Below are 22,963 nucleotides of genomic sequence, written 5' to 3'. Positions count from 1 at the left end.
GCACCGCAGGGGGAGCGCGCAATCAGGCGCTGGCCCTGCGGCAACGGTTGCCGACCATGAATGACCTTCAGGCCGCGAGGCCAGAAAATCACGAATGAGATTACGCAGTCTGCCAGCATTGCATCGCTCCCGTACCGCCTGGTCCGGGCTCCTGCCATCGATCACGGCCGTACTGGCGGCCCTGATGATGGTGTCCATCGCGCCGCCCGCCGGTGCCCAGGGCGCCACTGCCTGGACCTTCGACCAGGTCTTGCAGCAGGCGCTGCAAACCCATCCCACCATCCAGGGCAAGCGTTCTGCCCAGGCGGCCGCGCAGGCCGACCTGGAAGGCGCGCGCTGGCAGCGCTATCCCAGCGTCTCGGCGGAAGTGCCCACCGGCTCGCAGGAAGCGGGCGGCGTGGTGCGCGTCGACCAGCCCCTGTGGAGCGGCGGGCGCATCAACGCCGGCATCGACGCGGCAGGCAGCCGGCTCGATGCCGCCGGCTCGGCCATCGAGGAAGAACGGCTGAGCCTATCGCTGCGCGTGATCGCTGCGTACACGGAGGCGCTGCGCCAGACGGCGCGCATGCGTTCGGCCGATGAAGGCCTGGCCGAACATCAGCGGCTGCTGGACATGATCAAGCGCCGCGTAACGCAGTCGGTCAGTTCGCAAACCGACCAGCGCCTGGCCGAGTCGCGCATGTACCAGGCGGCCAACGACGCCTCGAATGTGCGCCAGGCGCTGGAAAATGCGCTGGCGCAGCTGTCGCAGCTGGTCGGCAAGCCGGTGCGCGTGGTCTCGGGCACCGGCATCGGCGTGGCCGAACCGCTGCCCGAGGCCACCCTCGAACGGGTGCTGCGCCAGGCCGTCGCCTATTCCCCCACCCTGCGCCGCCTCGATTTCGAGGCCCAGGCAGCCGATTCGGATATCGCCGTGCAGCGCTCCGCGTATATGCCCAAGGTCTTGCTGCGGCTGGAAAAAACCACCGGCGGCATCAATGCCGACAACCACCCGCGCGCCATGCTGGTGCTGCAGGCGCAGCCGGGCGCCGGCCTGTCGGCCAAGGCTGGCGTGGATGCGGCCGTGGCCAAGCGCGAAGGCGCCCGTTCGGCGCACGACGCGGCCGAACGCGACGTGCGCGAACGCTTCACGCTGGACTGGAACGAGGCTGAAGCGAGCCGCCAGCGGCTGGGCAATGCAGGCGAAGCGAGCACCACCTCGACCCAGGTGTTCGAATCGTATACGCGCCAGTACGTGATCGGGCGCAAGACCTGGAATGACGTGCTCAATGCGGTGCGCGAAGCGACCCAGGCGCAGTTCACGCTGGAAGACACGCGCGCCCAGGCGATTGCCGCCAGCCTGCGCCTGGCAGCCCAGACCGGCACCCTGGCTGGGCGCACGGCGCCCACCGGCGCGGCGCGCGGCAACTGATAACAACTGACAGCAACCGAACATCAAAGGAGACAGCGTGGATACCTCCATCAAACATGGCTTGCTGACACTGATCGAACGGGCCGCGCGGCTGACGGGCCAGCATCTGGCCGCCGCCCGCCTGGCCGACCTGCAGCGCCAGCTGGACGCAGTGAGTGAAGACGCCGGCCCCAGCGCCGTGCTGAGCGCCGTGTGGCTGGCGGCCGGGCTGGAAGGCGCGGCGCGCACCTTGCACGATCCCACGCCGGGCGAACTGCCGTTTGCCATTTACAGCCCCAGCACCGGCTGGGGGCTGCTGCAGTCGCGCGGTTCGGACGGCGCCTGGCAGGGCGAAAGCGTGGACGGCCGCCCGCTGCAGCTCGAATCGCTGGCCGGCCTGGCCTGCGTGGGCCTGCCCCGGCGCAGCGAAAAGAGCGGCGCCCAGCCAGGTGCGCTGGGCCTGGTACGCGATGCGCTGTGGCTCAAGAAAAGCGTGTTTGTCGACGCCGTGCTGGCCACCACCCTGGTGACCCTGCTGACCATGGCCACTTCGCTGTTTTCCATGCAGGTGTACGACCGCGTGATTCCCAACCAGAACTTCAATACCCTGTGGGTGCTGGTGGTCGGCGTGGCGCTATCGATCATCCTCGAATTCATCCTCAAGCAGGTACGCAGCCGCATCGTCGACCATTCGTGCAATGAAGTCGACCATGACCTGTCGCAGTGGTTTTTCCAGCGCATGCTGGGCATCCGCATGGAGGCGCGGCCAGCCTCGGTGGGCACCCTGGCGGCGCAGGTCAAGGGCTTTGAAATGGTGCGCGGCGTGCTCACGTCGACCTCGCTGTTCGTGCTGACGGACGTGCCGTTCGCGCTGATCTTCCTGGCCATGATCACCATCATCGGCGGCTGGCTGGTGGTGGTGCCGCTGATCGCCCTGCCGCTGGCGCTGATCTGCGGCCTGATGTTCCAGCGCGCCATCCAGAACCATACGCGCAAGAACCTCAACGCCAGCAACCGCAAGGCCGGCTTGCTGGTGGAAGCGGTCGATGGCGTGGAAACCCTCAAGGGCAGCAGCGCCGAGTGGATGATGCAGGCGCGCTGGGCCGAACTGGTGGCCGAGACCAGCCATGCGGAACAGAATATCCGCGACTATGCAGCCCTGTCGCAAAACATTACCGCCTCCTTCCAGCAGCTGACCAACGTGGCCCTGATCTCCATGGGCGCCTGGTTCGTGGCGGAAAACCAGATGACCATGGGCGCCCTGATGGCGTGCACCATCATCAGCAACCGCGCCCTGATGCCCATCGTGCAGCTGCCAGGCGTGATGGTGCAATGGGCGCACGCGCGCGCCTCGATCGATGGCCTGGAACAGGTCATCAGCCTGCCCAACGAAGCGGACAACGCGCAGTTCGCGCTGACCCCGCGCAGCCTGGACACGGGCCTGCGCTTCGAACGCATCCGCTTCACTTACGGCGGCGCGCAAAAGGTGGCACTGGAAGTGGACAACCTGGCGATCCGTCCCGGCGAGCGCGTCGGCCTGGTGGGCGCCATCGGCTCGGGCAAGACCACCCTGCTGAAACTGGCCTCGGGCATGTATCTGCCGTCCGAAGGCAAGGCTTACCTGGGCGACATCGACATGGCGCTGCTGGCGCCACCGGTGGTGCGCGAAATGGTCGGCTACCTGCCGCAGGAAACGCGGCTGTTCAGCGGCACCCTGCGCGACAACCTGCTGCTCGGACTGGCCGACCCCGGCGAGGAAGCCATCCTGGCGGCGGCCAGGCGCACCGGCCTGATCGAGCTGATACTGGGCCAGCCGCGGGGACTGGCGCTGGCGATTACCGAAGGCGGGCGCGGCGTCTCGGGCGGCCAGCGGCAATTGATCGCGGTGACGCGGCTGCTGCTGGCCAAACCGAAGATCTGGCTGCTCGACGAACCGACCGGCGCCATGGACGCCAAGACGGAATCGCGCATCGTGGGCCTGCTGGCCGAACTGGCGGCCGAAGGCGTGACCATGGTCGCCACCACCCACAAGAACGCCCTGCTGCCCCTGCTGGACCGGCTGGTGGTGCTGCAGGCGGGCCGCGTGCTGCTCGACGGCCCGCGCGACGCCGTGTTGGCCAAGCTGTCGGGCAAGCCACAGGCCGTACCACCGGTAGCAGCACCAGTCAGCGCACAGGGAGCAGTGGCATGAGCGACGCGAAGCAGGTAACGAAACAGGAAACCAAACGCGGCCGCGTGCTGATCTGGAGCTGCACGGCGGCGCTGGCGGGCGTGATCGCCTGGGCGTCGTGGGCGGAACTGGAGCAGGTCACGCGCGCCAATGGCCAGGTGATCGCCAGTTCGCGCAACCAGGTGATCCAGGTGGCCGATGGCGGCGTGCTGTCCGAGCTGCGCGTGCATGAAGGCAGCATCGTGAAAAAAGGCGAATTGCTGGCCCGCTTCGACCGCACGCGGGCCGAAACGAGCTACCTGGAAAGCACCGCCAAGGAGGCCGGCCTGAAGGCGGCCGTGGCGCGCCTGCAGGCGGAAGTGTTTGGCGGCGCGCCGAAATTCCCGCCCGAGCTGCAGGCGTATCCGGAATTTCGCGCCAACCAGCTAACCCTGTTCAACAAACGCCAGGGCGCCGTGCAGCAGGAAGTCAATGCGCTGGAAAGCTCGATGAAGCTGATCAAGGAAGAGCTGGAAATGAACTTGCCGCTGCTGGAAACGGGCGATGTGAGCCGCGCCGACGTGCTCAAGCTGCGGCGCCAGGTAGTCGACATCCAGGCGCAGATCACGAACCGGCGCAACAAGTATCTGCAGGACAGCCAGACCGACCTGGTGAAAGCCCAGGAAGACCTGGCCAGCGTGCAGCAAACGGTCACCCAGCGCAAGGAGCAGCTGGGATCGACCGACATTTACGCGCCCACCGACGGCATCGTGCGCAACGTGCGCCTGACCACCCTGGGCGGCGTGGCCAAGCCGGGCGAGGAAATCCTGCAGATCGTGCCCACCGATGACGATCTGATCATCGAAGCCAAAGTGAAACCGGCCGATATCGCCTTCATCAAGCCCGGCCTGCCGACGGCGGTGAAACTCGACGCCTACGACTACGGCATCTACGGGCGCCTGCGCGGCAACGTCAGCTACATCAGCGCCGACACCCTCAGCGAAGACAACAAGGGCAATGAACAGCCGTACTACCGCGTGCAGATCAAGACCAGCGGGCGCAACCTGGTCGGCAAGAACGGCCTGCCGATCCTGATCCAGCCCGGCATGACGGCCACGGTGGAAATCAACACCGGCCGCAAGACCGTGCTGCGCTATCTCACCAAACCGATCACCAAGACGTTTTCAGAGTCGCTGGGGGAGCGGTGACGGGACTGCTCTCTCCAAGCCCGATCGGCACATGACTGCTGCCAAACTCTGCTTCGGCAAGTTCCCGCGCATGCAGGGACACAGGCGCCAGCAAGACTAGCTGCAGCACGCTGCTTCCGCCGGGGGACATTTTGACTGGCGGATCGGCGCGCACGGCATCCATATCGATGCGCCCGTCCGCCTTGCGTTGCACGGCACGTACCTTGGCCGGCGTGATCTGGAAAAAAGCCAGGGAGGCGCCGGCTGCCACCGCGGCCTGGCGCAACCCCTCCGAAAATCCCATCTCATTATTCTTGATGAGCAGATCGCTGCTACCGAGCACCACAAATCCCTTGTTTTGCCATGTGGCCAGCATGCCTGGTAGCTCAGCCGTCTGCACCAGGCTGACTCGCGCCGCCTGACAGACCTTAGGGCCGATGTGGGCGGAGGATGCGGCAGGAATATTATCGATGACGATGGTGGCTGCCCCATACCTGGGAGCAAGTTCCGCCTGCCTGCGCGCCGCCATCGATTGAGGCGCAAGATAAACAGGCTCGGGCGGCGACGGCGGGGGCCGGTAGATGACGAGCGATGCAGCAATGCTGACTGCATGGCGACAAAATGTTGCCCGTTCCTGCTGGTTTTCGCTGGCAACATCAAGCCTGATGAAACCCGTTTGCTCCCACCGCTGCACTGCGGACTGCACATCCTCCGTGATATCAAACCAGATTTCCGCCAGCATCGATATGCCAGGCGCCAGATACGCTGCCGCAGGTTCAGCAGGCAGATAGTGTTCAAAAAACGCGTGCATTGCTGGACTCATCAATAATGAAAATAGTTGTCTTGGCGTGCAGCTTCGAGCACGCCGCCACCAGGCCGATGTTTGCCAGTGTAGCGTCATCCTGAGTCAGTGCTTGATTTTTTAGCCACCTTGCAGATTTAGCCTCGCCCAAAGAAGTGCCACGCGGCCGCCAGCATCGATACCGTGGCAGATAAGACATATTTATTCTTGATGGCAATACAATTCAGGTACTTCTGGTTAACAAAGATGGGCTAAACTTGGCTTTGAAGGCGCTAAAATAGCCGCCCTCTTTTCATCAGTCTGTTTGAGCAAGCTCACGCATCCCTTATTCATGGCACTCGATCCCTCCACCATCCTCATACTCACGACCGCCCTGGCCGCTGCTGCCGCGCTTTACCTGGCCGTGGAGTGGCGCAGCGTGCGCGAGCAATCGCTGCTGTTCTGGAGCGCAGGCTTCGCTGTCATCACCATCGGTTCCACGCTGGCGCTATTGCGCAGCCATGGTTTTTTGCTGATCGGTATCTGGTTTGCCAATGGCTTGCTGATCGGCGCCCACTGGCTATTCCTGGCAGGCGTGGCCAGGTTCACGCAAGTGCGCCTGTCGCGCGCGTGGTATCTGATTGCCTTGGTCTGGCTGGCCATGCTGCTACTGCCCGATGTCGCCGCGTGGTCCAAGCTGATGTTCGTTATCCAGTCGCTGCTGATTGCCGGCCTGACCCTGCGCGCCAGCTTCCTGTTGCGTCCCCACGGCGTATCCCTGAGCGTGGGTGCAGTCCAGTTGCGCTATGTATTGCTGGTGCATGGCCTGTTCTATCTGGTCAAGGCAGGCGTGCCGATGGCGCTCGATGCCTTCGTCGATCTGGCCGCCTTCCGTGGCGAAGTGATCCAGATCTCGCTGGTGGAAGGCACGATTGCGATCATGCTGATCGCCTTGTCCATGACCGGCACCGAACGGCACCGCCGCGAAGAACGCATCGAACAAATCGCTGCGCGCGACCCGCTCACCGCGCTGTACAACCGCCGCGCCCTGTTCACGCGCGCCCCTGAACTGCTGAAACTGGCGACACCAGACAGCCCCGGCGCCCTGCTGCTGATCGACATCGACAACTTTAAACAGGTCAATGACCTGCACGGCCACAGCGCCGGCGACAAGCTGCTGGTGGCCTTGAGCGAAATCATCCGCAGCGCCCTGCCACAGGATGCCCTGGCGGCACGGCTGGGCGGCGATGAATTCGTGATACTGCTGCGTGTAGCGAGCAGCGACAGTGTCGTCACGCTGGGTAACGGCTTGCGCGAAGCGTTCGGGCAGATGGCGCAACAGGCATTTGCCACCCCCAAGGCGGTGACCCTGAGCGTGGGCGGCACGCTATTCGAGCGGCAGCCGGCAAGCCTGACCTCCCTGCTCGACCTGGGCGACGCGGCCCTGTACGAGTCCAAGCGGGGCGGACGCGACAGCGTGCGGGTGGTGCTGGCCGCCGCCTGAGTCCCTCCCCCGGTGGCTACTGCGTGCTGCGATGACAGACAAGATACTAAAAATGATAATATATAGATAATACTTTCCACTGTCTAATTAATCGCATATGATGGCGCCGTACCATTTTCCTGGACCAAAGGAGACCAACCATGCTCGTATTATCGAATCCACGCACCCAGACCGGCCGCAGTGCCGGAAAACGCAGCCAGTGGCTGCCCGCCATGCTGGGCACCCTCACCGCGCTGGCGGCGCTGAGCGGACCGGCGCAAGCGGCGCCGACCGAGGAAGAACGCGCCGTGCTGGCGCCGTTGCTCACGCTGCTCGATGGCCTCAAGCTGCATGACAAGAATATGATGCAGTCAGTCCTGACGCCCGAGGGTGGCGCCAGCCTGTTACGCGATGGCAAACTGGTGCAATTGAAGCTGTCGGCCTTCTCCGACCGGATACCGTTCGGCACGGACAAGTATGAAGAGCCGATCTACGATCCGCTGGTCAAGATAGACGACAATATCGCCATGATCTGGACGCCCTATGACTTTTTCCTCAATGACAAACTGCATCACTGCGGCACCGATATCGTGACCCTGGTGCGCCAGGATGGCCGTTGGCTGATCACCGGCATCGCCGACAATAGCCGCACGAATTGCAAGCCGCGCTAACACTAGCCGAGGTTTATTGCCCCTCAGGCAATATTTCCAGACCGCTGCAAAAACGTTGCCGATAAGCGCCCGGACTGGTGGATACCAGGCGGCGAAAATGCCGGCGCAGCGATTCTTCCGAACCGAAGCCGGCCAGTTCGGCCACTTGCGCCAGCGGCGTGTGGGGCGACTCCAACAGCTCCCTGGCAATCGCCACCCTTTCGCGTATCAGCCAGTCGACCGGCCCCAGTCCGCTGGCTTGCTGGAACTGGCGCTGCAAGGTGCGCGGGCTCATGGCGGCGCGCTGCGCCATCGAGCGCACAGTGTGCGGCAGTGCCGGATGCGCGCGCAACCAGTCCATCAGGCCGGCCAGCCTGCCACCTTCATCCAGCGGCATGGGACGCGGCACGAACTGTGCCTGGCCGCCCTCGCGGTGCGGCGCGACGACCAGCCGCTGCGCCACCAGATTGCCCACCCTGGCGCCATAATCGCGGCGCACCAGATGCAGCAGCATATCCAGCCCGGCGGCCGAACCGGCAGACGTAATGATCTGCCCCGCATCGACATACAGTGCGTCGGCCTCGACTTCAATCGCCGGGTAACGTTGCGCCAGGCGCTCGGCATAACGCCAGTGCGTGGTGGCCCGCTTGCCATCGAGCACCCCGGCCGCGGCCAGCACAAAGACGCCCGAGCAAATCGAGCACAGGCGGGCGCCGCGCAGGTAGGCAGCCCGTATCTTGTCAAGCAAGGCAGGCGGCGGCAGTTCATCCGCATCGCGCCAGCCGGGAATGATGATGGTATCGGCACGGTCCAGCAACTCCAGGTCAAACGGCGCCAGCACGGAAATGCCGCCGGCCGCCCGGATGGGGCCGGGTTCCGCCGCGCAGACGGCGAAGGCATACCAGGACACATCCAGTTCCGGGCGGTCCAGCGCGAACAGTTCGACCGTGCAGCCGAATTCAAAAGTGCACAGCTGGTCATACGCCAGCGCGACGACGAGGTGCTGGTTCATGGCGTGATTCTCCATGGCGTGGCTTTCATGGCGCGACTTTCATGGCGCAATATTACTGCATATTGACGTATGCGCCACTATCAGGCCAAAGCGATGGCATCGATAATCTGCCTACCCCAACCCACCCGGAGTCTGAGCATGTCCATCGTCACTGAAATCGCTGCAGCACCACCGGCCAGTGCACTGGCCCACTTTACATCCCTCCTGGCATTCGAAACGGATTGCTGGGACGTCCACCATGCCCTCACCAGCGGCCAGCACGATTTCGTCCTGCTCGACGTGCGCGGCCCGGCACAATTTGAAGCGGGCCACATCGCCGGCGCGATTCACCTTCCGCACGGCAAAATCATCGCGAGCAAGTTGGCCCAGTTCCCGGCCGGCACAGTCTTCGTGACGTATTGCGCCGGCCCCCATTGCAACGGCGCCACGCGGGCTGCGATACGCCTGGCCAGGCTGGGGCGCCCCGTCAAAATCATGGCGGGAGGAATCACCGGCTGGATCGATGAGGGATTTGCTTTGGACAGCCGGATGAGCGCAGAGGAAGGCCCAGCGTAATCCGGCACATTGTTAAGCGACCTGCGGCCTTCACTCAAATTGTTTTTTGAACGCTTCAAACTGCGCTGCCAGGCCATCGAAGTCGCTGCGCAGTTGCAGCACTTCCTGTTCCAGCTGGGCTACGCGGCTGCCTTGCTGCGGCGCGCTGACGGCGCCTGCGTAGCCGGCCGCTGTCTCGATCTGGGCCAAGGCTTCTGCGCCACCCAGCAAGTGGCCGTAGCGCGGCTCTTTCGCGCCGGGCGCTACCGGCAGTTTGGCCACCAGCGGCGGGTATTTGTCGATCAGGAACTGCAAACCGGATTCCACTTCGGCCACCGACTTGAATTCATGGATGCGGCCGCTGCGGCTGCGGATTTCGCCAGCCGTCTGCAAGCCGCGCAGCATCAGGATGGTCAGGATGGCCAGCTTGTCCTGTTCCAGCGACCATTTGATGCGCATGCGGTGTTCGTATTTGGCGACGCGCGCGCCAGCCTGGGTGATGCCGTTGACGAATTTGCGCTGCATCAAGCGCTGCAGCACGTCGTACACGGTTTCTTCGCTAAGCGCCATGACGGGGTCACGGCTCGACAGCTGGTTGCAGCCATTGGTCAGCGCATTGAGCGACAGCGGATAACTGTCGGGCGTGAGCGCTTCTTTTTCAGCCAGCACGGCCAGCACGCGAATCTCGAACGGGTCGAGCAGATTGGGATTGTCGCTACTTGTATCCGCCGTTACTTCAGTATTCATGCATGTATCCTTAATCGACCAGCTTGTTCATTTGCTCAGAATCCAATTTATCACATTCCGGCACAGCCTGGCAGCAGATGCCTGCCGCCTTCAGGGTCGCCAGGATGGTTTCGATGCGTTCTTCCTGCGCCACCGCGTGCGTGATCAAGCCTTGCAGGGCTTTCGACAGCGGATCGTCGCCGTTCGGCGTGACGCCATAGGCGGCGAACAGATGGGCGGTGCTGCCTTCGCGCAGGGCGTTGATATCCTTTTGCACGATATGGGCCGGATTGCCAACGGCGGTGGCGCCAGCCGGCACGGGTTTCAGCAGCACCGCGTTCGAGCCCACCTTGGCGTACTCGCCCACCGTAAAACTGCCCAGCACCTGCGCGCCGGCGCCCACGATGACGCCGCGCGACAGGGTCGGATGGCGCTTGGTGCCGCTGTGCAGGGACGTGCCGCCCAGGGTCACGCCCTGGTAGATGGTGCAGTCGTCGCCGACCACGGCCGTCTCGCCGATCACCACGCCGAAGCCATGGTCGATGAAGACGCGCCGGCCGATCACGGCGCCCGGATGAATCTCGATACCCGTGATGATGCGGGCGACATAGGAAATGAAGCGCCCTACCCACTTCAGGCCGCGCAGCCAGCACCAGTGCGCCCAGCCATGCATGACAATGGCGTGCAGGCCCGGATAACAGGTCAGCACCTCCCAGCCATTGCGGGCGGCCGGGTCACGTTCGATGATGCTGTTGATGTCTTCGCGCAGGTGGTGGAACATAATAAAAAACTGATAAGGTGAAAGACAAATGGTAGCGTATCCGGCGGGGGAATGCTGGCGACCAAAACAAATCGGCCGCCAACATTGCGTAGGCGGCCGATCAAGCAAATACGGTAAAACGTTCAGGGCAAGGCGCGTTGCCGAAGGCAGTACGAATGTACGACGAGGCAATGCAACGCCGCCCTGGACGTTTTTTAGCCTTCTTTGGCGATACGCTGGCGGCGGGCTTCGTACAAGCACACGCCCGATGCCACGGACACGTTCAGACTCTCGACGGAACCGAACATCGGGATATTGACCAGGATGTCGCAGGTGTCGCGCGTCAAACGGCGCATGCCTTCGCCTTCGGAACCCATGACGAGGGCCGTCGGGCCCGTGAAATCGGCTTCGTACAAGCCTTTTTCGCCATCGTCGGAGGTGCCGATCAGCCAGATGCCGCGCTCTTTCAGGTCGCGCATGGTGCGCGCCAGGTTGGTCACGGTGATGTACGGCACGGTTTCGGCGGCGCCGCTGGCGACCTTGGCGGCGGTGGCGTTCAAGCCCACGGCGCGGTCTTTCGGCACGATCACCGCATGGGCGCCAACGCCGTCGGCCACGCGCAGGCAGGCGCCCAGGTTGTGCGGATCGGTGATGCCGTCGAGGATCAGCAGCAGCGGCGGGCCGTCGATCGCGTCCAGCAGCTCATCGAGGTTGCGCGCCAAGGACAGTTGCGAGGCAAACGCGATCACGCCCTGGTGGCGGCGCGTGCCGACGATCTTGTCCAGGCGCGCCGAATCGACCGGCATCACGCGCACATTGGCGGCCTTGGCGGCGGCGATCATGTCTTTCATGCGGCCGTCGACGCGGCTGGCGTCGACGAAAATTTCTTCCACGGTCGCCGCTTCATGACGCAGGCGCGAGGTGACGGCGTGGAAGCCGAAAATCATTTTATTCTTCATTGTTTATCGCTTCTTCTATCGCTACTTGATTACTTCTTTTTGCTTGTTTTTGATACAGTTTTTGCTGCACGTGGCGCCGCAGCAGCAGGCGCCGCGGCGGTGGTTTTGCTGCGTTTGGGCGCAGCCTTGGCTTTCGCCTTGGGAGCGGCTTTCGCGGCAGCCTTCGGCGCAGCCTTGGCAAGCGGCTTGGCCTTGGCCGGCGCCTTGGCGCCATTGCTGCCATGGTTCACGCTGGCGCTGGCCTTGATTTCATGGCGCTGCTCGGTCGCCGGACCTGGCTTGACCATGGTTTTCTTGTCGCCCTTGCGCTTGGCGCCGTTCGGCTTGGCAGCCACGTCTTCACCCGCCAGTTCGGCGTCGGTGACCAGGCGCAGATCGATCTTGCGCGTTTCCAGGTCCACCCGCGCCACCTGCACCGTCAGACGGTCGGTCAGCTGATAGCGCTTGCCCGTGCGTTCGCCGCGCAATTCGTGGCGCGCATCGTCGTACTGGAAGTAATCGGTGCCCAGTTCGGTGACATGCACCAGGCCTTCGACGAACAGGGTGTCGAGCTGCACGAACACGCCGAACGTGGTCACGCCGGTGATGGTGCCGGTGAATTGCTCGCCCAGCTTGTCCTGCATGAAGTAGCACTTGAGCCAGGCTTCGACATCGCGCGACGCTTCGTCGGCGCGGCGTTCGTTGGCCGAGCAATGCACGCCCAGCGCATCCCAGATGGTCGGATCGGCTTTCTTCGGCTTGCCCTCGGCCTTGTCGCGCGCCTGCTGCTTGCGCGTGGCGTTCGATACGTTCGTGTTCAGTACACTGGTATCGGACAGCATCGGCTCGTATTTCTTGCCTTGCAAGATGGCCTTGATGGCGCGGTGCGTCAGCAAGTCCGGGTAGCGGCGGATCGGGCTGGTGAAGTGGGCATAGGCCTCATACGCCAGGCCGAAATGGCCGATATTGTCCGGGCTGTAGACGGCTTGCTGCATCGAGCGCAGCAGCATCGTTTGCAGCAGCGCCGCGTCGGGACGCAGCTTGATTTGCTGCATCAGGGTCGCGTAGTCCGATGCCGATGGCGTATCGCCGCCCGTCAGGTTCAGGCCCACCTGCTTCAGGAAGGTGCGCACTTGCGTGAGCTTTTCCTTGGTCGGGCTGGCGTGGATGCGGTAGGTGCCGGGATGCTTGTTACGCAGCAACAAATCGGCGGCGCAGACGTTGGCCGCCAGCATGCACTCTTCGATGATCTTGTGCGCTTCGTTGCGCGTGCGCGGGATGATCTTTTCGATCTTGCCGGCCGCATTGCAGACGATATACGTTTCGGTGGTCTCGAAATCGATGGCGCCCCGCTCCGTGCGTGCTTTCAGCAAGGCGCGATAGACCCGTTCCAGGTTTTGCAGGTGCGGCAAAATGTCGGCGCGGCGGGCCGCTTCCGGGCCCTTGGTATTGCCCAGCACGGCAGCGACTTCGTCATACGTCAGGCGCGCAGCCGAATGGATCACGGCCGGGTAGAACTGGTAAGCCTTCAGTTCGCCCTTGTCGCTGACGACGGCGTCGCACACCAGGGTCAAACGGTCGACGGCCGGATTCAACGAACACAGGCCATTCGACAGTTTTTCCGGCAGCATCGGGATCACCCGGCGCGGGAAGTAGACGGAGGTGCTGCGCTGCAGCGCGTCGCCGTCGAGCGCATCGTTCGGTTTCACATAGTGGCTGACATCGGCAATCGCCACGATCAGGCGGAAGCAGTTGGCGCGGCCAACCTTGACCGGCTCGCAATACACGGCATCGTCGAAATCGCGCGCATCTTCGCCATCGATGGTGACCAGCGGCACGTCGCGCAGGTCGACCCGGTCTTTCAGGTCGGCTGCACGCACTTCGAACGGCAGTTTTTCAGCCTGCTTCAGGGCGGCGGCGGAAAAGATGTGCGGCACGCCGAATTTGCGCACGGCAATCTCGATTTCCATGCCGGGGTCATCGAGTGCACCGAGCACTTCGACGATCTTGCCGACCGGCTGCTTGAAGCGCATCGGCTGCTCGGTCAGCTCGACGCTGACGATCTGCCCTGCCTTGGCCTTGCCGACCGAACCGGCCACCAGGATGTCCTGGCCGATGCGCTGGTCTTCCGGCGCCACCACCCAGGTGCCGTTTTCCTGGATCAGCCGGCCAATCACGTGAGTGTTGGCGCGGTGCGTGACTTCCACGATGGTGCCTTCCGGGCGGCCACGGCGGTCCGTGCCCACGATGCGGGCCATGACCTTGTCGCCATGCAGCACTTTCTGCATTTCCTTTTCAGGCAGGAACAGGTCGGCGCTGGCGTCGTCGGGAATCACGAAACCGAAGCCATCGCGGTGGCTGGTGACCCGGCCGGCGACGAGCGAACTCTGGTCGGCCAGCACGAAGATCCCGCTGGCGTCAGACTTGAGCTGTCCGTCGCGCTCCATCGCCTTCAGGCGACGCAGCAGGACATCCATGGAATCGGCATGCACTTGCAGCGTTTTCCCGAGTGACTGCGGATCGAGAGGCGCGTTGACGCTGCGGAATATGCCGAGAATGTCCTCCCGGCTGGGGATGGTGTGGGTATTTTGGCTCAAAAGTATTTCTATAGTTTGTTATTGACAGTGATCAAACGGTGATCAAACGAGAGACAGGCCGATGACATCACCGTCAATAGTCAATATTGACACGGCGATACCCGCTAGTGTACCGGAGTCAGCCCCGGTTTGCCTAACGGACAGTGTCTTCTTGTGTGGCGTAAGCGGCTCGTTGAGCGAGTTTGAAACAGGCCCGTCAGGCCGTCGATGAAAAAAAGTGAAAAAGGTGCGCAAGGCATTTGACTTCGACAAATATTGCTCTATAATCTTGGTCTCTTGCAGCGACAAACCTTCATCGGTGTGCAGTTGCAGGATAGCGGTACAGGGTTGATGTGCAGTATGGAACGAAAGTTCATCTGGCGCAAAACTCTTCAAGTCGCTATAATAGCAGAGTTGCCGTAATATGTAGTTGCAGCATCAGTGCCCACGTGGCGGAATTGGTAGACGCGCATGGTTCAGGTCCATGTGCCTTTGGGTGTGGGGGTTCGAGTCCCTCCGTGGGCACCATTATCGAATTCGCAAAAAAGCCGCAAACTTTCACGAGTTTGCGGCTTTTTTCATTCTCACTCCCTCCTCTCGCACTATTGCGTGCCGGCTTCGTCCAGCAGCCACTCCCTGAAGGCCGCCATTTCCGGGCGGCTTTCCATGCCTGGCCTGCAAACGATGTAGTACGCAAAATCGTAGCCTTGCGCCTCGCAAAATGGCCGCACGATCCTCCCTGCCAGCAAATCATCGGCCACCAGGGAACTGCGTCCCTGCGCCCGCCGCCAAAACGGATGCCGAGATCGACCCGGCCAGTGTCGAAATTGACCAGGCGCCCATCTGTTTCCAGCACGATATCGATCCCGGGATGGCGCCCCTGGAAACGCTCCAGCCGCTTCAGCAGCCACTTGTCCGCAAAAGCGGGCGGCACCGTGACCGTCAGCGACGCTCTTGAATTGCCAGTTTTAAAGTGCCTCAAGCGATGCACGGCAATGCCGTCAACCCCGGCCCGGTCAGCACCGGCTTCCATGGCAAGCTGGGCCTGCCGGAGGCACAACTGAGCGCGGCCGCGGCCGGTATCGAAGCGCACGTACCGCTGCGGCGCTTCGGCAACGCCTGCGAAGTCGCCAAGGCAGCGCTATTCCTGACCAGTGACGATTCATCCCATATGACGGGCGCCGAGCTGGTGGTCGACGGCGGACTGACGCAGATCTAATGCGCAGGGGTGGCGCGCACAGTCCCCAAAGCCGAAAAACCGTTAAAACCCTGCCATAAAAATGGGCAAACCGGCTTTTTTCAGCTGAAAACGGACTTTCTTGAAGAAAATATCCAAATCCTCATTGACCGAATGCCCGCCACCCCTTATGATTTTGTCCTCGCTGCAGAACACGCAGCGTAAAGCAAGAAGCAGCAAACAGTAGCAAGCAGTAACAATGCCCACGTGGCGGAATTGGTAGACGCGCATGGTTCAGGTCCATGTGCCTTCGGGTGTGGGGGTTCGAGTCCCTCCGTGGGCACCACTACCAGCGACGAGTTGTTGATCGTTGTAGTCCGCAGTAATTGTAGTAAGCAGTAAACCAGTAGTAACAATGCCCACGTGGCGGAATTGGTAGACGCGCATGGTTCAGGTCCATGTGCCTTCGGGTGTGGGGGTTCGAGTCCCTCCGTGGGCACCACTACCAGCAACGGATTGTTGATCGTTGTAGTCCGCAGTAACAGTATGTAGTAACAGCAGTACCGCAATAAAAATAGCAGCATCAATGCCCACGTGGCGGAATTGGTAGACGCGCATGGTTCAGGTCCATGTGCCTTTGGGTGTGGGGGTTCGAGTCCCTCCGTGGGCACCATTACCGAATTCGCAAAAAAGCCGCAAACTTTCACGAGTTTGCGGCTTTTTTCATTCTTGCTGCAAATAGCGATGGCGCCGTAGCGCCACCCTCACCTCTTGCCTTACTTGGCCAATGCCGCCTTGACCGCTTCGGCCAGGGTCCGCGTCGGACGTTTGATCAGTGCGCTCAATTGCTTGCCATGCTCTTCCAGAGCGCCCTTGGCCGCGCCTGCATCGGAGTCCGACAGCAGATCGGCGAAACCTTCTGGCACGCCCACGCCAACCAGCGCCGCCTTGAAGTCCGCCTGCGGCAAATCCTTATACACGATGGCCTTGCCCGACTGGCGCGCCACTTCGGCTGCATATTCACTCAGGGTAAAACCGCTGTCGCCCGCCAGCTCATACACGGCGTGCGGCGCATCGGCGGTCAGCACGGCAGCAGCGGCCGCCGCATAATCGTCGCGCGCAGCCGACGAAAAACGTCCTTGCTGGGCCGCGCCCAGCACTACGCCATGCTCCAGCACGGGCGCCAGGTGTTCCACATGGTTTTCCAGGTACCAGCCGTTGCGCAAGATACTCGATGGCAAGCCCGAGGCACGAATGGCTTTTTCAGTCGCGACATGTTCGGTTGCCAGGCCCAGTGGCGTGCTGTCCGCGCGCAGCAAGCTGGTGTAGGCCAGCAGGCTGACGCCGGCGCCCTTGGCCGCATCGATCACGTTCTGGTGCTGCGTGGCGCGCTGGCCGACTTCGCTCGATGAAATCAGGAGGATTTTGGTGGCGCCCTGGAAGGCGGCGTCCAGGCTGGCGCCATCGTTGTAATCGGCCTGGCGCACTTGCACGCCTTGCGCAGCCAGGCTGGCAGCCTTGGCCGGATTGCGCACGGCGGCGATGATATTGCCTGCAGGTACGGTTTTCAGCAGGTTGGCGATGACGAGCTGGCCCAGGTTGCCTGTGGCGCCGGTAATGACGATCATGATTTTTCCTTTGAAGGTGGGTGATGTGGATCTATAATAAGGCTATTACTTTCGAATTGTAAGTACGTACCTTTTTGTAAGTATGAAGATAACCGTATAAAGACAGACGCCCCAAGGAACCCTATCATGGACATCGATACACCCGGCGCCAGCCTGCGCGCCGCCCTGACCCGCCAAACCCAGGGCGCGCAATTGATGGCGGCCGCCTGCCCTTCCCGCGCCGTGCTCAGCCATCTGACCAGCCGCTGGGCGGTGCTGGTGCAAGTACTGCTGCTGAGCGGCACCCGCCGTTTCAGCGAATTGCGCCGCGAAGTGGGCGGCGTCAGTGAAAAAATGCTGGCGCAGACGCTGGACGCCCTGGTCAGCGACGGTTTCGTGCTGCGCCAGGCGTATCTGGTGATCCCGCCGAAAGTCGAATACAGCCTGACGCCGCTGGGACGCGAAGCGGCCGAACGGCTGGCGGTGCTGGTCGACTGGATAGAGGATAATTACCCACGCATCGAACAGGCCCGGGCAGAGGTCCAGGCTGCTGGCGACCTGCCCAAGGTTGCTTGAACGTATTACTTGTAATCAATAATAGCCACACTCATCACTTACTTTTCCTTACCTTGCTGTAATATCAGCTCCACGGTTTCACAGTTTTACCATCAGTAGCGGATCTGCAGACAGGCATAAGGGGTGCAATGCCATGAATCAGTTGATTTCCTCTCTCACTGACCGGGCCAAGGTGCTGCTGGTCAGCAATGCGACGAATGATGTGCGCGAACTGCTGTACATGCTGGACCGGCATAACCTGGGCACGGGCGTGGCTGGCGATATCGATGAGGGCGTGCAACTGGCTGCCGGCGGCACCGACCTGATTTTGCTCGACACGGCGCTGGCCGGCACGAATATCGGCGCCACCTGCATGCGCTTGCGCAATGCCGGCGGACGCCATGGCGTGCCCTTGCTGCTGATGTCGGCCACGCCTAGTGCCGATGAGCAAGGCCGCAGCGTGGGCGCCGGCGCCAGCGACTACATCAAGATGCCCTTCGATGCGCGCGACGTGGCGGAAAAAATCCTCATGGAACTGGCGCTGTATAAAGCCGAGGCAGCAGATGCGCAGGCAGAGACCTCCTTCGCCGCCGATATCGCGCCGCCACGGCCCCTGCATCCGCAAACGCTGGAAGTCAATTACCACTCCATCCTGGCCGGCTCGCCCGACGCCGTGCTGCTGTTCGACATCGACAACGACGTGCTGATCGACGCCAACCATCTGGCCGAAGAGCTGTTCGGCCTGCCGCAGGCAGCGCTGCTGCAGGGTGGCCTGCGACCGCTGTTTCCCGATACACAGGCCGATGGCCTGCCGTCGATGCAATTGCTGCAAGAAAAGATCGACGCCACCCTGCAGGGCCGGATTGCGGCTTTCCGCGCCATCTGCCGCCATCGCGACCAGCACCCGATCGCCTGCGAAATCCGCCTGATGCGCCTGGCCGTGCCGGGCCGCCAGCTGGTGCATGCACGCGTGATCGACTTAACCGAACGCAACCTGGCCGAAGCCTTGCGCGCGGGACAGAATGCACTGCTGGAAATGGTCGCCAAGGGCGCGCCACTGATTCCCACCCTGGACCGCCTGCTGCTGCTGATCGAAGGCCAGTCGCGCGGCGTGTATTGTTCCATCATGCTGCTCGACGACGATGGGCTGCACATGCACAGCGCGTCCGGCCCCAGCTTGCCGCCCGACTACATGGCCTTGCTGGAAGGCGCGGAAATCGGCCCCGGCGTGGGCTCCTGCGGCACCGCCATGTTCCGTCGCGAATCCGTGGTCGTCAGCGACATCATGCACGATCCGCTATGGGCGCCCTACCGCGAACTGGCGGCGCAATTCGGCCTGCGCGCCTGCTGGTCGCGCCCCATCTTCAGCCAGGATGGAATCGTGCTGGGCTCGTTCGCCATGTATTACCGCGAAGTGCGCAGCCCGAACGCGCAAGACCTGAGCCTGATCGACGCGGCGACCGACATGGCCGGCATCGCGATCAGCCGCATGCGCCATGAACGCGAACTGCAGCGCCACCGCACCCACCTGGAAGACCTGGTGGCCGAGCGCACGGCCGCCCTCACGCTGGCCAATCAACAGTCGGAGCAAGCCAACCGCGAACTGGCGGCCGCACTGGAAAACCTGTCCATCACGCAAGCCGAACTGGTACGCCGCGACAAGCTGGCCGCGCTGGGCGCGCTAGTGGCCGGCATCGCGCATGAACTCAATACGCCGATCGGCAACAGCCTGGTAGTGGCCACCACCATGGCCGAAAACACGCGCGCCATCCAGGCCGGCCTGCAGGACGGCTTGCGCAGATCGGAGCTGGACACCTACCTGGGGCAGGCCAGCGAGGCGGACGCCATCATGCTGCGCAACCTGCAGCGGGCGGCCGACCTGGTCTCGGGCTTCAAGCAGATCGCCGTGGACCGCACCCGCTCGCAACGGCGCCAGTTTCCGCTGCGCCAGTTCATCGCCGAACAGGTCGTGCCCATGTCGGCGCAACTGAAAGAGGCCGGCGTCAGCCTGCTCCAGGATGTGCCGGACGACTTGGCCATGGACAGTTATCCGGGCCCCCTGGGGCAGGTGCTGGCCAATCTGCTGGAAAACTGTTTGCGCCATGCATTCGACGGCCGCCACGGCGGCGCTGAAAACAGCATCGGGATCGCTGCCCGCGCCAGCGGCGATGGGCAGACGATCACCATCTCGGTATCCGACAATGGCGCGGGCATCAGCAGCCACGACCTGCCGCATATCTACGACCCCTTCTTCACCACCAAACTCGGTTCCGGCAACTCGGGCCTGGGCTTGCACGTGGCGCACAACATCGTCACCGGCGTGCTGGGCGGACATATCGACGCTACCAGCGATGCCGGCGGCGGCGCCACCTTCACCCTGCAGCTGCCCGCCGTGGCGCCCCAGCCGGCCGACTCCTGAACGCGGGTAGCGCTACAATATGCGCACGCATTCCTGGAGGATTCCGCACATGATGAAATACTGTATCGCCATCGCCCTGCTGGCCGCCTGCGCCAGCGCCCCGGCCGAACCGGCCCCCTGGTACAAATGGCGCAGCAAGGTCGACGGCACCCTGTCGTGCGCCCAGTCCACCCTGGGATTTGGCTGGGAACTGGCTTCCGGCCCCTACAAAGATAGCCGTTGCGAAAAACCGGCGCCTGTTAAATAATGGGGGCATAACAACACGGGGCAACCGGCTTGACCTTAAGCGCTGGCGGCTGGTAATGCGGCAGCGTCGAACAAGTATGAAAGATAACAAGTATCTATTCAAACCGAGGAGACCACATGTTTACCAATCCCGAACAATTCGCCACGGCCACCAAGGCCCTGTTTGAATTCCAGCTGATGACCTTCAATACCCTGACCACCAAGGCGGTGCAAGGCGTGGAACAGGTACTGGCGCTGAACATGGCCACCGCCAAATCCGGCATCGAAGACGGCATCGCGGCCGGCAAGGAAATCAGCCAGGCCAAGGACCCGAAAGCGGCCGTGGCAGCCGCTGCCGCCCAGTTGCAACCAGGCGTGGCGGGCGCGAAAGCCTACAAGCAGCAGCTCGACGATATCATCAAGGAAATCCATACGGAATTCACCACCGCCGCCGAAGCCCACGTGGCTGAAGCGAAAAGCAATTTGAGCGCGCTGATCTACGACGTGACGAAAAACGTGCCGCCCGGCTCGGAAAACGCCGTCGCCATCGTCAAGGCCGCCATCGACAACGCCTTTCTCGGCTACGAGCAAGTGACCAAGGCCACCAGACAAGCCGTCAAAACGGTGGAAGAACAAATCGCCCGCGCCTCGGCGCAGGTGGCGCAGGCGTCGGAAAAAGCGACAGAGGCAAAACCGGCTGCGAAGCCCAAGGCTGCCAAGAAATAGTTACCCAAAAAAATCCGGGGTCAGTCCCTTCGGGATCGGAATATGTTTCACTGGAACATATCCCCCCGCCGGGTCTGACCCCAGTTTCTTGCCAGCGGTCTAAATCAAGCTCACCATCATTTCACCGGCCGTATCTTGTAAACACACCGTCTCCCCCCATCGAGCACATGCTCGCTGCGCTCCACCGTACAACCCTCCCCCAGCACCCGCTGGAAAATCGCCAGTTCCGAACGGCAGAAATTCTGGCAGGCGGTGGCCGCCGCGCAGATCGGGCAATGGTTTTCCACCAGGAGCATGCTGCCGTCATCCTGCACTTCCGCATTGGCCATATAGCCTTCCCCATCACGGACCAGGGCCAGTGCATTGACGCGCCGCAATAAGTCGCTGTCGCCATCGACCAGCTTGCGGTAAGCCGCTTCGCTGCTCTGTTCACGGGCGGCGATCAGCTTGTCGAGACCCGCCTCGCCAAACAGCGTTTTCACTTGCGCGATCAATTCCAGCGTCAGGTCGGCATGGCGGTCGGGAAAACGCGCATGGCCCGCCTCGCTCAATTGCCAGCGCCGCGACGGCCGGCCCACCTTGTCGGCCACGTCCTCATAATTCAGCAAGCCCTTCTCTTGCGCCGCCTCCAGCTGGCGCCGCACGCCCATCGAGGTGATGTCGAGCAGGGCCGCCAGTTGCTGCGCCGTTTGCGGGCCGCGCATCTTCAGCAGGAACAAGGTGTGTTCAAAGGTATTCATGCAGCGGCCCCGGTGGCAACGGGATCGCTGGCCGCCAGCTCGCGGCGCCAGGCGTTCAGGCGCCAGGCTGCCCAGGCGCCGCTGCAGGCGCCAGCGACCAGGATCAGGCGCGTATCGATCAATATCAGTACGGACCCCGTTAGCGCCACCACGATATTGGCGATGCAAAAGGTAGTGGCCAGCAAGCCCATCACGGCGCCCTGCCCGTGCGCGCTGAAGCGCTCGGCGCACCAGCCCTGGATCACCGTGTTGTACAAGGCATTCGGGATGCCGAACAGCACGATGGCAGCGATGCCCACCCAGATATTACCCACCGCCAAGGTCCCCACCGCCAGGGCCACGCCGCAGGCATACCAGCTGGCGCGCAGCAGCGGTGGCAGCTTGTTCGGCCCGCCCGTCAGCAGCGAAGTGATGGTCATCGTGCCGCACAGGCCCACATTCACCCAGGAAATCGCCTGCGCATTGTAGCCGGCCATTTCAACCAGCCACAGCGGATAGAACTCGTAAAAACTGGCCACGCCGCAGGTCAGCGCCAGCTGCACGATGAACAGGGTGCGCAATTGCTCGTGACGCAGCAGGTTCAAGGAATGGCGGTCGCGCGCTACCTGCCACCACGAGGTGGTCAGCAGCGATGGCGCTTCACGCGGCAGGGCGATGGCCACCAGCGGCACCACCAGCAGCAAGGCGATCGCCGCAATCCAGAATGGCACGGTGATGCCCCAGGCCAGGGTGGCCCCCGCCAGGATCGGCCCCAGCAGCCAGCCCAGGTAAAACGCCCCGTTCAGCCAGGACATGGCGCGCAAGCGCAAGGAACCCTGCAACTGGTCGGCCAGCATGGCGCGCGCCACGGAGCTGTTACCTTCCAACAAGCCAGTGATAAAGCGGGCGACGATAAACAGCGGGTACGACTGGATCAGCAGCGCCCAGGCCGTAATCGCATGGCCGAGCGCGGCGCCCAGCGCCGTATACATCAGCAACGGGCGGCGGCCATAGCGGTCGGACAGCGGGCCCAGCACGGCGGAACCGATCAGCAGGCCCAGCGGATTGATGGTCAGCGCCAGGCCGAACAGCAATTTGGACGGCAAGCCCAGGAAGTGGTTGAAATTATTTGCCGCTTCGGCCGCGAATAGCGGTGGCAAGATCGGGTAAGGCAGGGAGGCGCCGATGGTGGAAAGCAGCCCCAGCAAACAGGCGGCGGTGATCAGGACGATATTTTTCATGCAGCCTCGGTGTAGGTCTTGATAATGTGTGTATGGAAAAACTATACGCTCGAGCACGATATAAGTAAACTAAAATGTTTATTTATGTGTGCAGACAGGTCAGAAAGA

The 22,963-nt window shown here is 62.6% G+C and carries 22 protein-coding genes, 4 tRNA genes and 1 pseudogene; 15 read left to right on the top strand and 12 right to left on the bottom strand.

From position 1 onward, the window contains the following. Positions 1-94: 94 nt before the first annotated feature. Genes ACL9RI_RS05500 through ACL9RI_RS05490 form a run of 3 tightly spaced genes read left to right on the top strand, consistent with a single transcriptional unit; the run spans position 95 to position 4,747 of the window. A complete protein-coding gene (locus ACL9RI_RS05500) occupies positions 95-1,411 on the top strand; it encodes a TolC family protein (protein WP_422725566.1) in 1,317 nt (438 codons plus the stop codon). A 37-nt stretch (positions 1,412-1,448) separates the two neighbouring features. Further along, complete coding sequence (locus tag ACL9RI_RS05495; protein ID WP_422725565.1) at positions 1,449-3,581, top strand: ATP-binding cassette domain-containing protein; 2,133 nt, start codon at positions 1,449-1,451, stop codon at positions 3,579-3,581. Then, positions 3,578-4,747: an HlyD family type I secretion periplasmic adaptor subunit gene (locus tag ACL9RI_RS05490; RefSeq protein ID WP_422725564.1), complete on the top strand. Its 1,170-nt coding sequence runs from the start codon at positions 3,578-3,580 to the stop codon at positions 4,745-4,747. The genes ACL9RI_RS05495 and ACL9RI_RS05490 overlap by 4 nt, the downstream gene beginning before the upstream one ends. Here ACL9RI_RS05490 and ACL9RI_RS05485 read toward each other — a convergent pair. Further along, positions 4,710-5,537 carry a hypothetical protein gene (locus ACL9RI_RS05485; protein ID WP_422725563.1) on the bottom strand — a complete coding sequence of 276 codons (828 nt, stop codon included), beginning with the start codon at positions 5,535-5,537 and terminating at the stop codon, positions 4,710-4,712. The two genes, ACL9RI_RS05490 and ACL9RI_RS05485, sit on opposite strands and share 38 nt — an antisense overlap. A 322-nt stretch (positions 5,538-5,859) precedes the next feature. Here ACL9RI_RS05485 and ACL9RI_RS05480 point away from each other — a divergent pair, with 322 nt between their 5' ends. Then, complete coding sequence (locus ACL9RI_RS05480) at positions 5,860-7,011, top strand: diguanylate cyclase (RefSeq protein ID WP_422725562.1); 1,152 nt, start codon at positions 5,860-5,862, stop codon at positions 7,009-7,011. Between the two features lie 140 nt (positions 7,012-7,151). Beyond that, positions 7,152-7,661: a nuclear transport factor 2 family protein gene (locus ACL9RI_RS05475; RefSeq protein ID WP_422725561.1), complete on the top strand. Its 510-nt coding sequence runs from the start codon at positions 7,152-7,154 to the stop codon at positions 7,659-7,661. 13 nt (positions 7,662-7,674) lie between these two features. Here the strand turns inward: ACL9RI_RS05475 and ftrA are convergent, their stop codons facing one another. Further along, complete coding sequence (gene ftrA, locus ACL9RI_RS05470) at positions 7,675-8,652, bottom strand: transcriptional regulator FtrA (protein WP_422725560.1); 978 nt, start codon at positions 8,650-8,652, stop codon at positions 7,675-7,677. A gap of 138 nt (positions 8,653-8,790) precedes the next feature. On the opposite strand from ftrA, the gene ACL9RI_RS05465 reads away from it, so the two are divergent. After that, positions 8,791-9,207, top strand: coding sequence for a rhodanese-like domain-containing protein (locus ACL9RI_RS05465; protein ID WP_422725559.1), 417 nt, complete (start codon positions 8,791-8,793; stop codon positions 9,205-9,207). A gap of 30 nt (positions 9,208-9,237) precedes the next feature. Here the strand turns inward: ACL9RI_RS05465 and ACL9RI_RS05460 are convergent, their stop codons facing one another. From ACL9RI_RS05460 to rnr, 4 genes are all read right to left on the bottom strand, one after another. Further along, entirely contained in the window at positions 9,238-9,933 is a 696-nt protein-coding gene (locus tag ACL9RI_RS05460) for a YceH family protein (protein WP_422725558.1), read from the bottom strand. Between the two features lie 10 nt (positions 9,934-9,943). Beyond that, positions 9,944-10,693: a serine O-acetyltransferase gene (gene cysE, locus ACL9RI_RS05455; protein ID WP_422725557.1), complete on the bottom strand. Its 750-nt coding sequence runs from the start codon at positions 10,691-10,693 to the stop codon at positions 9,944-9,946. Between the two features lie 194 nt (positions 10,694-10,887). After that, positions 10,888-11,631, bottom strand: coding sequence for a 23S rRNA (guanosine(2251)-2'-O)-methyltransferase RlmB (gene rlmB, locus ACL9RI_RS05450; protein ID WP_183677076.1), 744 nt, complete (start codon positions 11,629-11,631; stop codon positions 10,888-10,890). A gap of 29 nt (positions 11,632-11,660) precedes the next feature. After that, positions 11,661-14,207 carry a ribonuclease R gene (gene rnr / locus ACL9RI_RS05445; protein ID WP_422725556.1) on the bottom strand — a complete coding sequence of 849 codons (2,547 nt, stop codon included), beginning with the start codon at positions 14,205-14,207 and terminating at the stop codon, positions 11,661-11,663. Between the two features lie 422 nt (positions 14,208-14,629). Here rnr and ACL9RI_RS05440 point away from each other — a divergent pair. Next, positions 14,630-14,714: transfer RNA gene (locus ACL9RI_RS05440), tRNA-Leu, on the top strand. 74 nt (positions 14,715-14,788) lie between these two features. Here the strand turns inward: ACL9RI_RS05440 and ACL9RI_RS05435 are convergent. Both ACL9RI_RS05435 and ACL9RI_RS05430 read right to left on the bottom strand, forming a co-directional pair. Next, positions 14,789-14,947 carry a hypothetical protein gene (locus ACL9RI_RS05435; protein ID WP_422725555.1) on the bottom strand — a complete coding sequence of 53 codons (159 nt, stop codon included), beginning with the start codon at positions 14,945-14,947 and terminating at the stop codon, positions 14,789-14,791. A 26-nt stretch (positions 14,948-14,973) separates the two neighbouring features. Beyond that, positions 14,974-15,219: pseudogene (locus tag ACL9RI_RS05430) on the bottom strand (LysR substrate-binding domain-containing protein); the annotation flags it as partial. On the opposite strand from ACL9RI_RS05430, the gene ACL9RI_RS05425 reads away from it, so the two are divergent. After that, a complete protein-coding gene (locus tag ACL9RI_RS05425; RefSeq protein ID WP_422725554.1) occupies positions 15,172-15,405 on the top strand; it encodes an SDR family oxidoreductase in 234 nt (77 codons plus the stop codon). The pseudogene ACL9RI_RS05430 and the gene ACL9RI_RS05425 overlap by 48 nt on opposite strands. Before the next feature lie 42 nt (positions 15,406-15,447). Here the strand turns inward: ACL9RI_RS05425 and ACL9RI_RS05420 are convergent, their stop codons facing one another. Beyond that, positions 15,448-15,654: a hypothetical protein gene (locus tag ACL9RI_RS05420; protein WP_422725553.1), complete on the bottom strand. Its 207-nt coding sequence runs from the start codon at positions 15,652-15,654 to the stop codon at positions 15,448-15,450. Here ACL9RI_RS05420 and ACL9RI_RS05415 point away from each other — a divergent pair. From ACL9RI_RS05415 to ACL9RI_RS05405, 3 genes are all read left to right on the top strand, one after another. After that, positions 15,625-15,709, top strand: a tRNA-Leu gene (locus ACL9RI_RS05415). The genes ACL9RI_RS05420 and ACL9RI_RS05415 overlap by 30 nt on opposite strands. A 71-nt stretch (positions 15,710-15,780) precedes the next feature. Next, a tRNA-Leu gene (locus ACL9RI_RS05410) sits at positions 15,781-15,865 on the top strand. 86 nt (positions 15,866-15,951) lie between these two features. Continuing rightward, positions 15,952-16,036 (top strand) — tRNA-Leu (locus ACL9RI_RS05405). A 103-nt stretch (positions 16,037-16,139) separates the two neighbouring features. Here ACL9RI_RS05405 and ACL9RI_RS05400 read toward each other — a convergent pair. Then, positions 16,140-16,991: an NmrA family NAD(P)-binding protein gene (locus ACL9RI_RS05400; protein WP_422725552.1), complete on the bottom strand. Its 852-nt coding sequence runs from the start codon at positions 16,989-16,991 to the stop codon at positions 16,140-16,142. A 126-nt stretch (positions 16,992-17,117) separates the two neighbouring features. On the opposite strand from ACL9RI_RS05400, the gene ACL9RI_RS05395 reads away from it, so the two are divergent. From ACL9RI_RS05395 to phaP, 4 genes are all read left to right on the top strand, one after another. Then, positions 17,118-17,546: a winged helix-turn-helix transcriptional regulator gene (locus ACL9RI_RS05395; protein ID WP_422725551.1), complete on the top strand. Its 429-nt coding sequence runs from the start codon at positions 17,118-17,120 to the stop codon at positions 17,544-17,546. Between the two features lie 133 nt (positions 17,547-17,679). After that, a complete protein-coding gene (locus tag ACL9RI_RS05390) occupies positions 17,680-19,944 on the top strand; it encodes an ATP-binding protein (RefSeq protein ID WP_422725550.1) in 2,265 nt (754 codons plus the stop codon). A gap of 49 nt (positions 19,945-19,993) precedes the next feature. After that, positions 19,994-20,191 carry a hypothetical protein gene (locus tag ACL9RI_RS05385; protein WP_422725549.1) on the top strand — a complete coding sequence of 66 codons (198 nt, stop codon included), beginning with the start codon at positions 19,994-19,996 and terminating at the stop codon, positions 20,189-20,191. A 116-nt stretch (positions 20,192-20,307) separates the two neighbouring features. Further along, complete coding sequence (phaP, locus tag ACL9RI_RS05380) at positions 20,308-20,895, top strand: TIGR01841 family phasin (protein ID WP_422725548.1); 588 nt, start codon at positions 20,308-20,310, stop codon at positions 20,893-20,895. Positions 20,896-21,011: 116 nt separating this feature from the next. On the opposite strand, the gene ACL9RI_RS05375 is transcribed toward phaP, so the two are convergent. Further along, a complete protein-coding gene (locus tag ACL9RI_RS05375; RefSeq protein WP_422725547.1) occupies positions 21,012-21,635 on the bottom strand; it encodes a helix-turn-helix transcriptional regulator in 624 nt (207 codons plus the stop codon). Next, positions 21,632-22,855, bottom strand: coding sequence for an MFS transporter (locus ACL9RI_RS05370; RefSeq protein ID WP_422725546.1), 1,224 nt, complete (start codon positions 22,853-22,855; stop codon positions 21,632-21,634). The genes ACL9RI_RS05375 and ACL9RI_RS05370 overlap by 4 nt, the downstream gene beginning before the upstream one ends. Between the last annotated feature and the right edge of the window lie 108 nt (positions 22,856-22,963).

The sequence above is a fragment of the Janthinobacterium sp. Mn2066 genome (genome assembly GCF_049319705.1).
Lineage (GTDB): Bacteria > Pseudomonadota > Gammaproteobacteria > Burkholderiales > Burkholderiaceae_D > Janthinobacterium.
The sequence above is the reverse complement of the archived record's forward strand: the minus strand, read 5'-3'. Positions and strand labels throughout refer to the sequence as shown.

Excerpts from the sequence above, each read along its gene's own strand:
- ACL9RI_RS05500 (WP_422725566.1), top strand. The coding sequence starts at position 95 with ATGAGATTACGCAGTCTGCCAGCATTGCATCGCTCCCGTACCGCCTGG.
- ACL9RI_RS05490 (WP_422725564.1), top strand. The coding sequence starts at position 3,578 with ATGAGCGACGCGAAGCAGGTAACGAAACAGGAAACCAAACGCGGCCGC.
- ACL9RI_RS05485 (WP_422725563.1), bottom strand. The coding sequence starts at position 5,537 with ATGCACGCGTTTTTTGAACACTATCTGCCTGCTGAACCTGCGGCAGCG.
- ACL9RI_RS05480 (WP_422725562.1), top strand. The coding sequence starts at position 5,860 with ATGGCACTCGATCCCTCCACCATCCTCATACTCACGACCGCCCTGGCC.
- ACL9RI_RS05475 (WP_422725561.1), top strand. The coding sequence starts at position 7,152 with ATGCTCGTATTATCGAATCCACGCACCCAGACCGGCCGCAGTGCCGGA.
- ftrA (WP_422725560.1), bottom strand. The coding sequence starts at position 8,652 with ATGAACCAGCACCTCGTCGTCGCGCTGGCGTATGACCAGCTGTGCACT.
- ACL9RI_RS05465 (WP_422725559.1), top strand. The coding sequence starts at position 8,791 with ATGTCCATCGTCACTGAAATCGCTGCAGCACCACCGGCCAGTGCACTG.
- ACL9RI_RS05460 (WP_422725558.1), bottom strand. The coding sequence starts at position 9,933 with ATGAATACTGAAGTAACGGCGGATACAAGTAGCGACAATCCCAATCTG.
- cysE (WP_422725557.1), bottom strand. The coding sequence starts at position 10,693 with ATGTTCCACCACCTGCGCGAAGACATCAACAGCATCATCGAACGTGAC.
- rlmB (WP_183677076.1), bottom strand. The coding sequence starts at position 11,631 with ATGAAGAATAAAATGATTTTCGGCTTCCACGCCGTCACCTCGCGCCTG.
- ACL9RI_RS05425 (WP_422725554.1), top strand. The coding sequence starts at position 15,172 with ATGCACGGCAATGCCGTCAACCCCGGCCCGGTCAGCACCGGCTTCCAT.
- ACL9RI_RS05420 (WP_422725553.1), bottom strand. The coding sequence starts at position 15,654 with ATGCGCGTCTACCAATTCCGCCACGTGGGCATTGTTACTGCTTGCTAC.
- ACL9RI_RS05400 (WP_422725552.1), bottom strand. The coding sequence starts at position 16,991 with ATGATCGTCATTACCGGCGCCACAGGCAACCTGGGCCAGCTCGTCATC.
- ACL9RI_RS05395 (WP_422725551.1), top strand. The coding sequence starts at position 17,118 with ATGGACATCGATACACCCGGCGCCAGCCTGCGCGCCGCCCTGACCCGC.
- ACL9RI_RS05390 (WP_422725550.1), top strand. The coding sequence starts at position 17,680 with ATGAATCAGTTGATTTCCTCTCTCACTGACCGGGCCAAGGTGCTGCTG.
- ACL9RI_RS05385 (WP_422725549.1), top strand. The coding sequence starts at position 19,994 with ATGATGAAATACTGTATCGCCATCGCCCTGCTGGCCGCCTGCGCCAGC.
- phaP (WP_422725548.1), top strand. The coding sequence starts at position 20,308 with ATGTTTACCAATCCCGAACAATTCGCCACGGCCACCAAGGCCCTGTTT.
- ACL9RI_RS05375 (WP_422725547.1), bottom strand. The coding sequence starts at position 21,635 with ATGAATACCTTTGAACACACCTTGTTCCTGCTGAAGATGCGCGGCCCG.
- ACL9RI_RS05370 (WP_422725546.1), bottom strand. The coding sequence starts at position 22,855 with ATGAAAAATATCGTCCTGATCACCGCCGCCTGTTTGCTGGGGCTGCTT.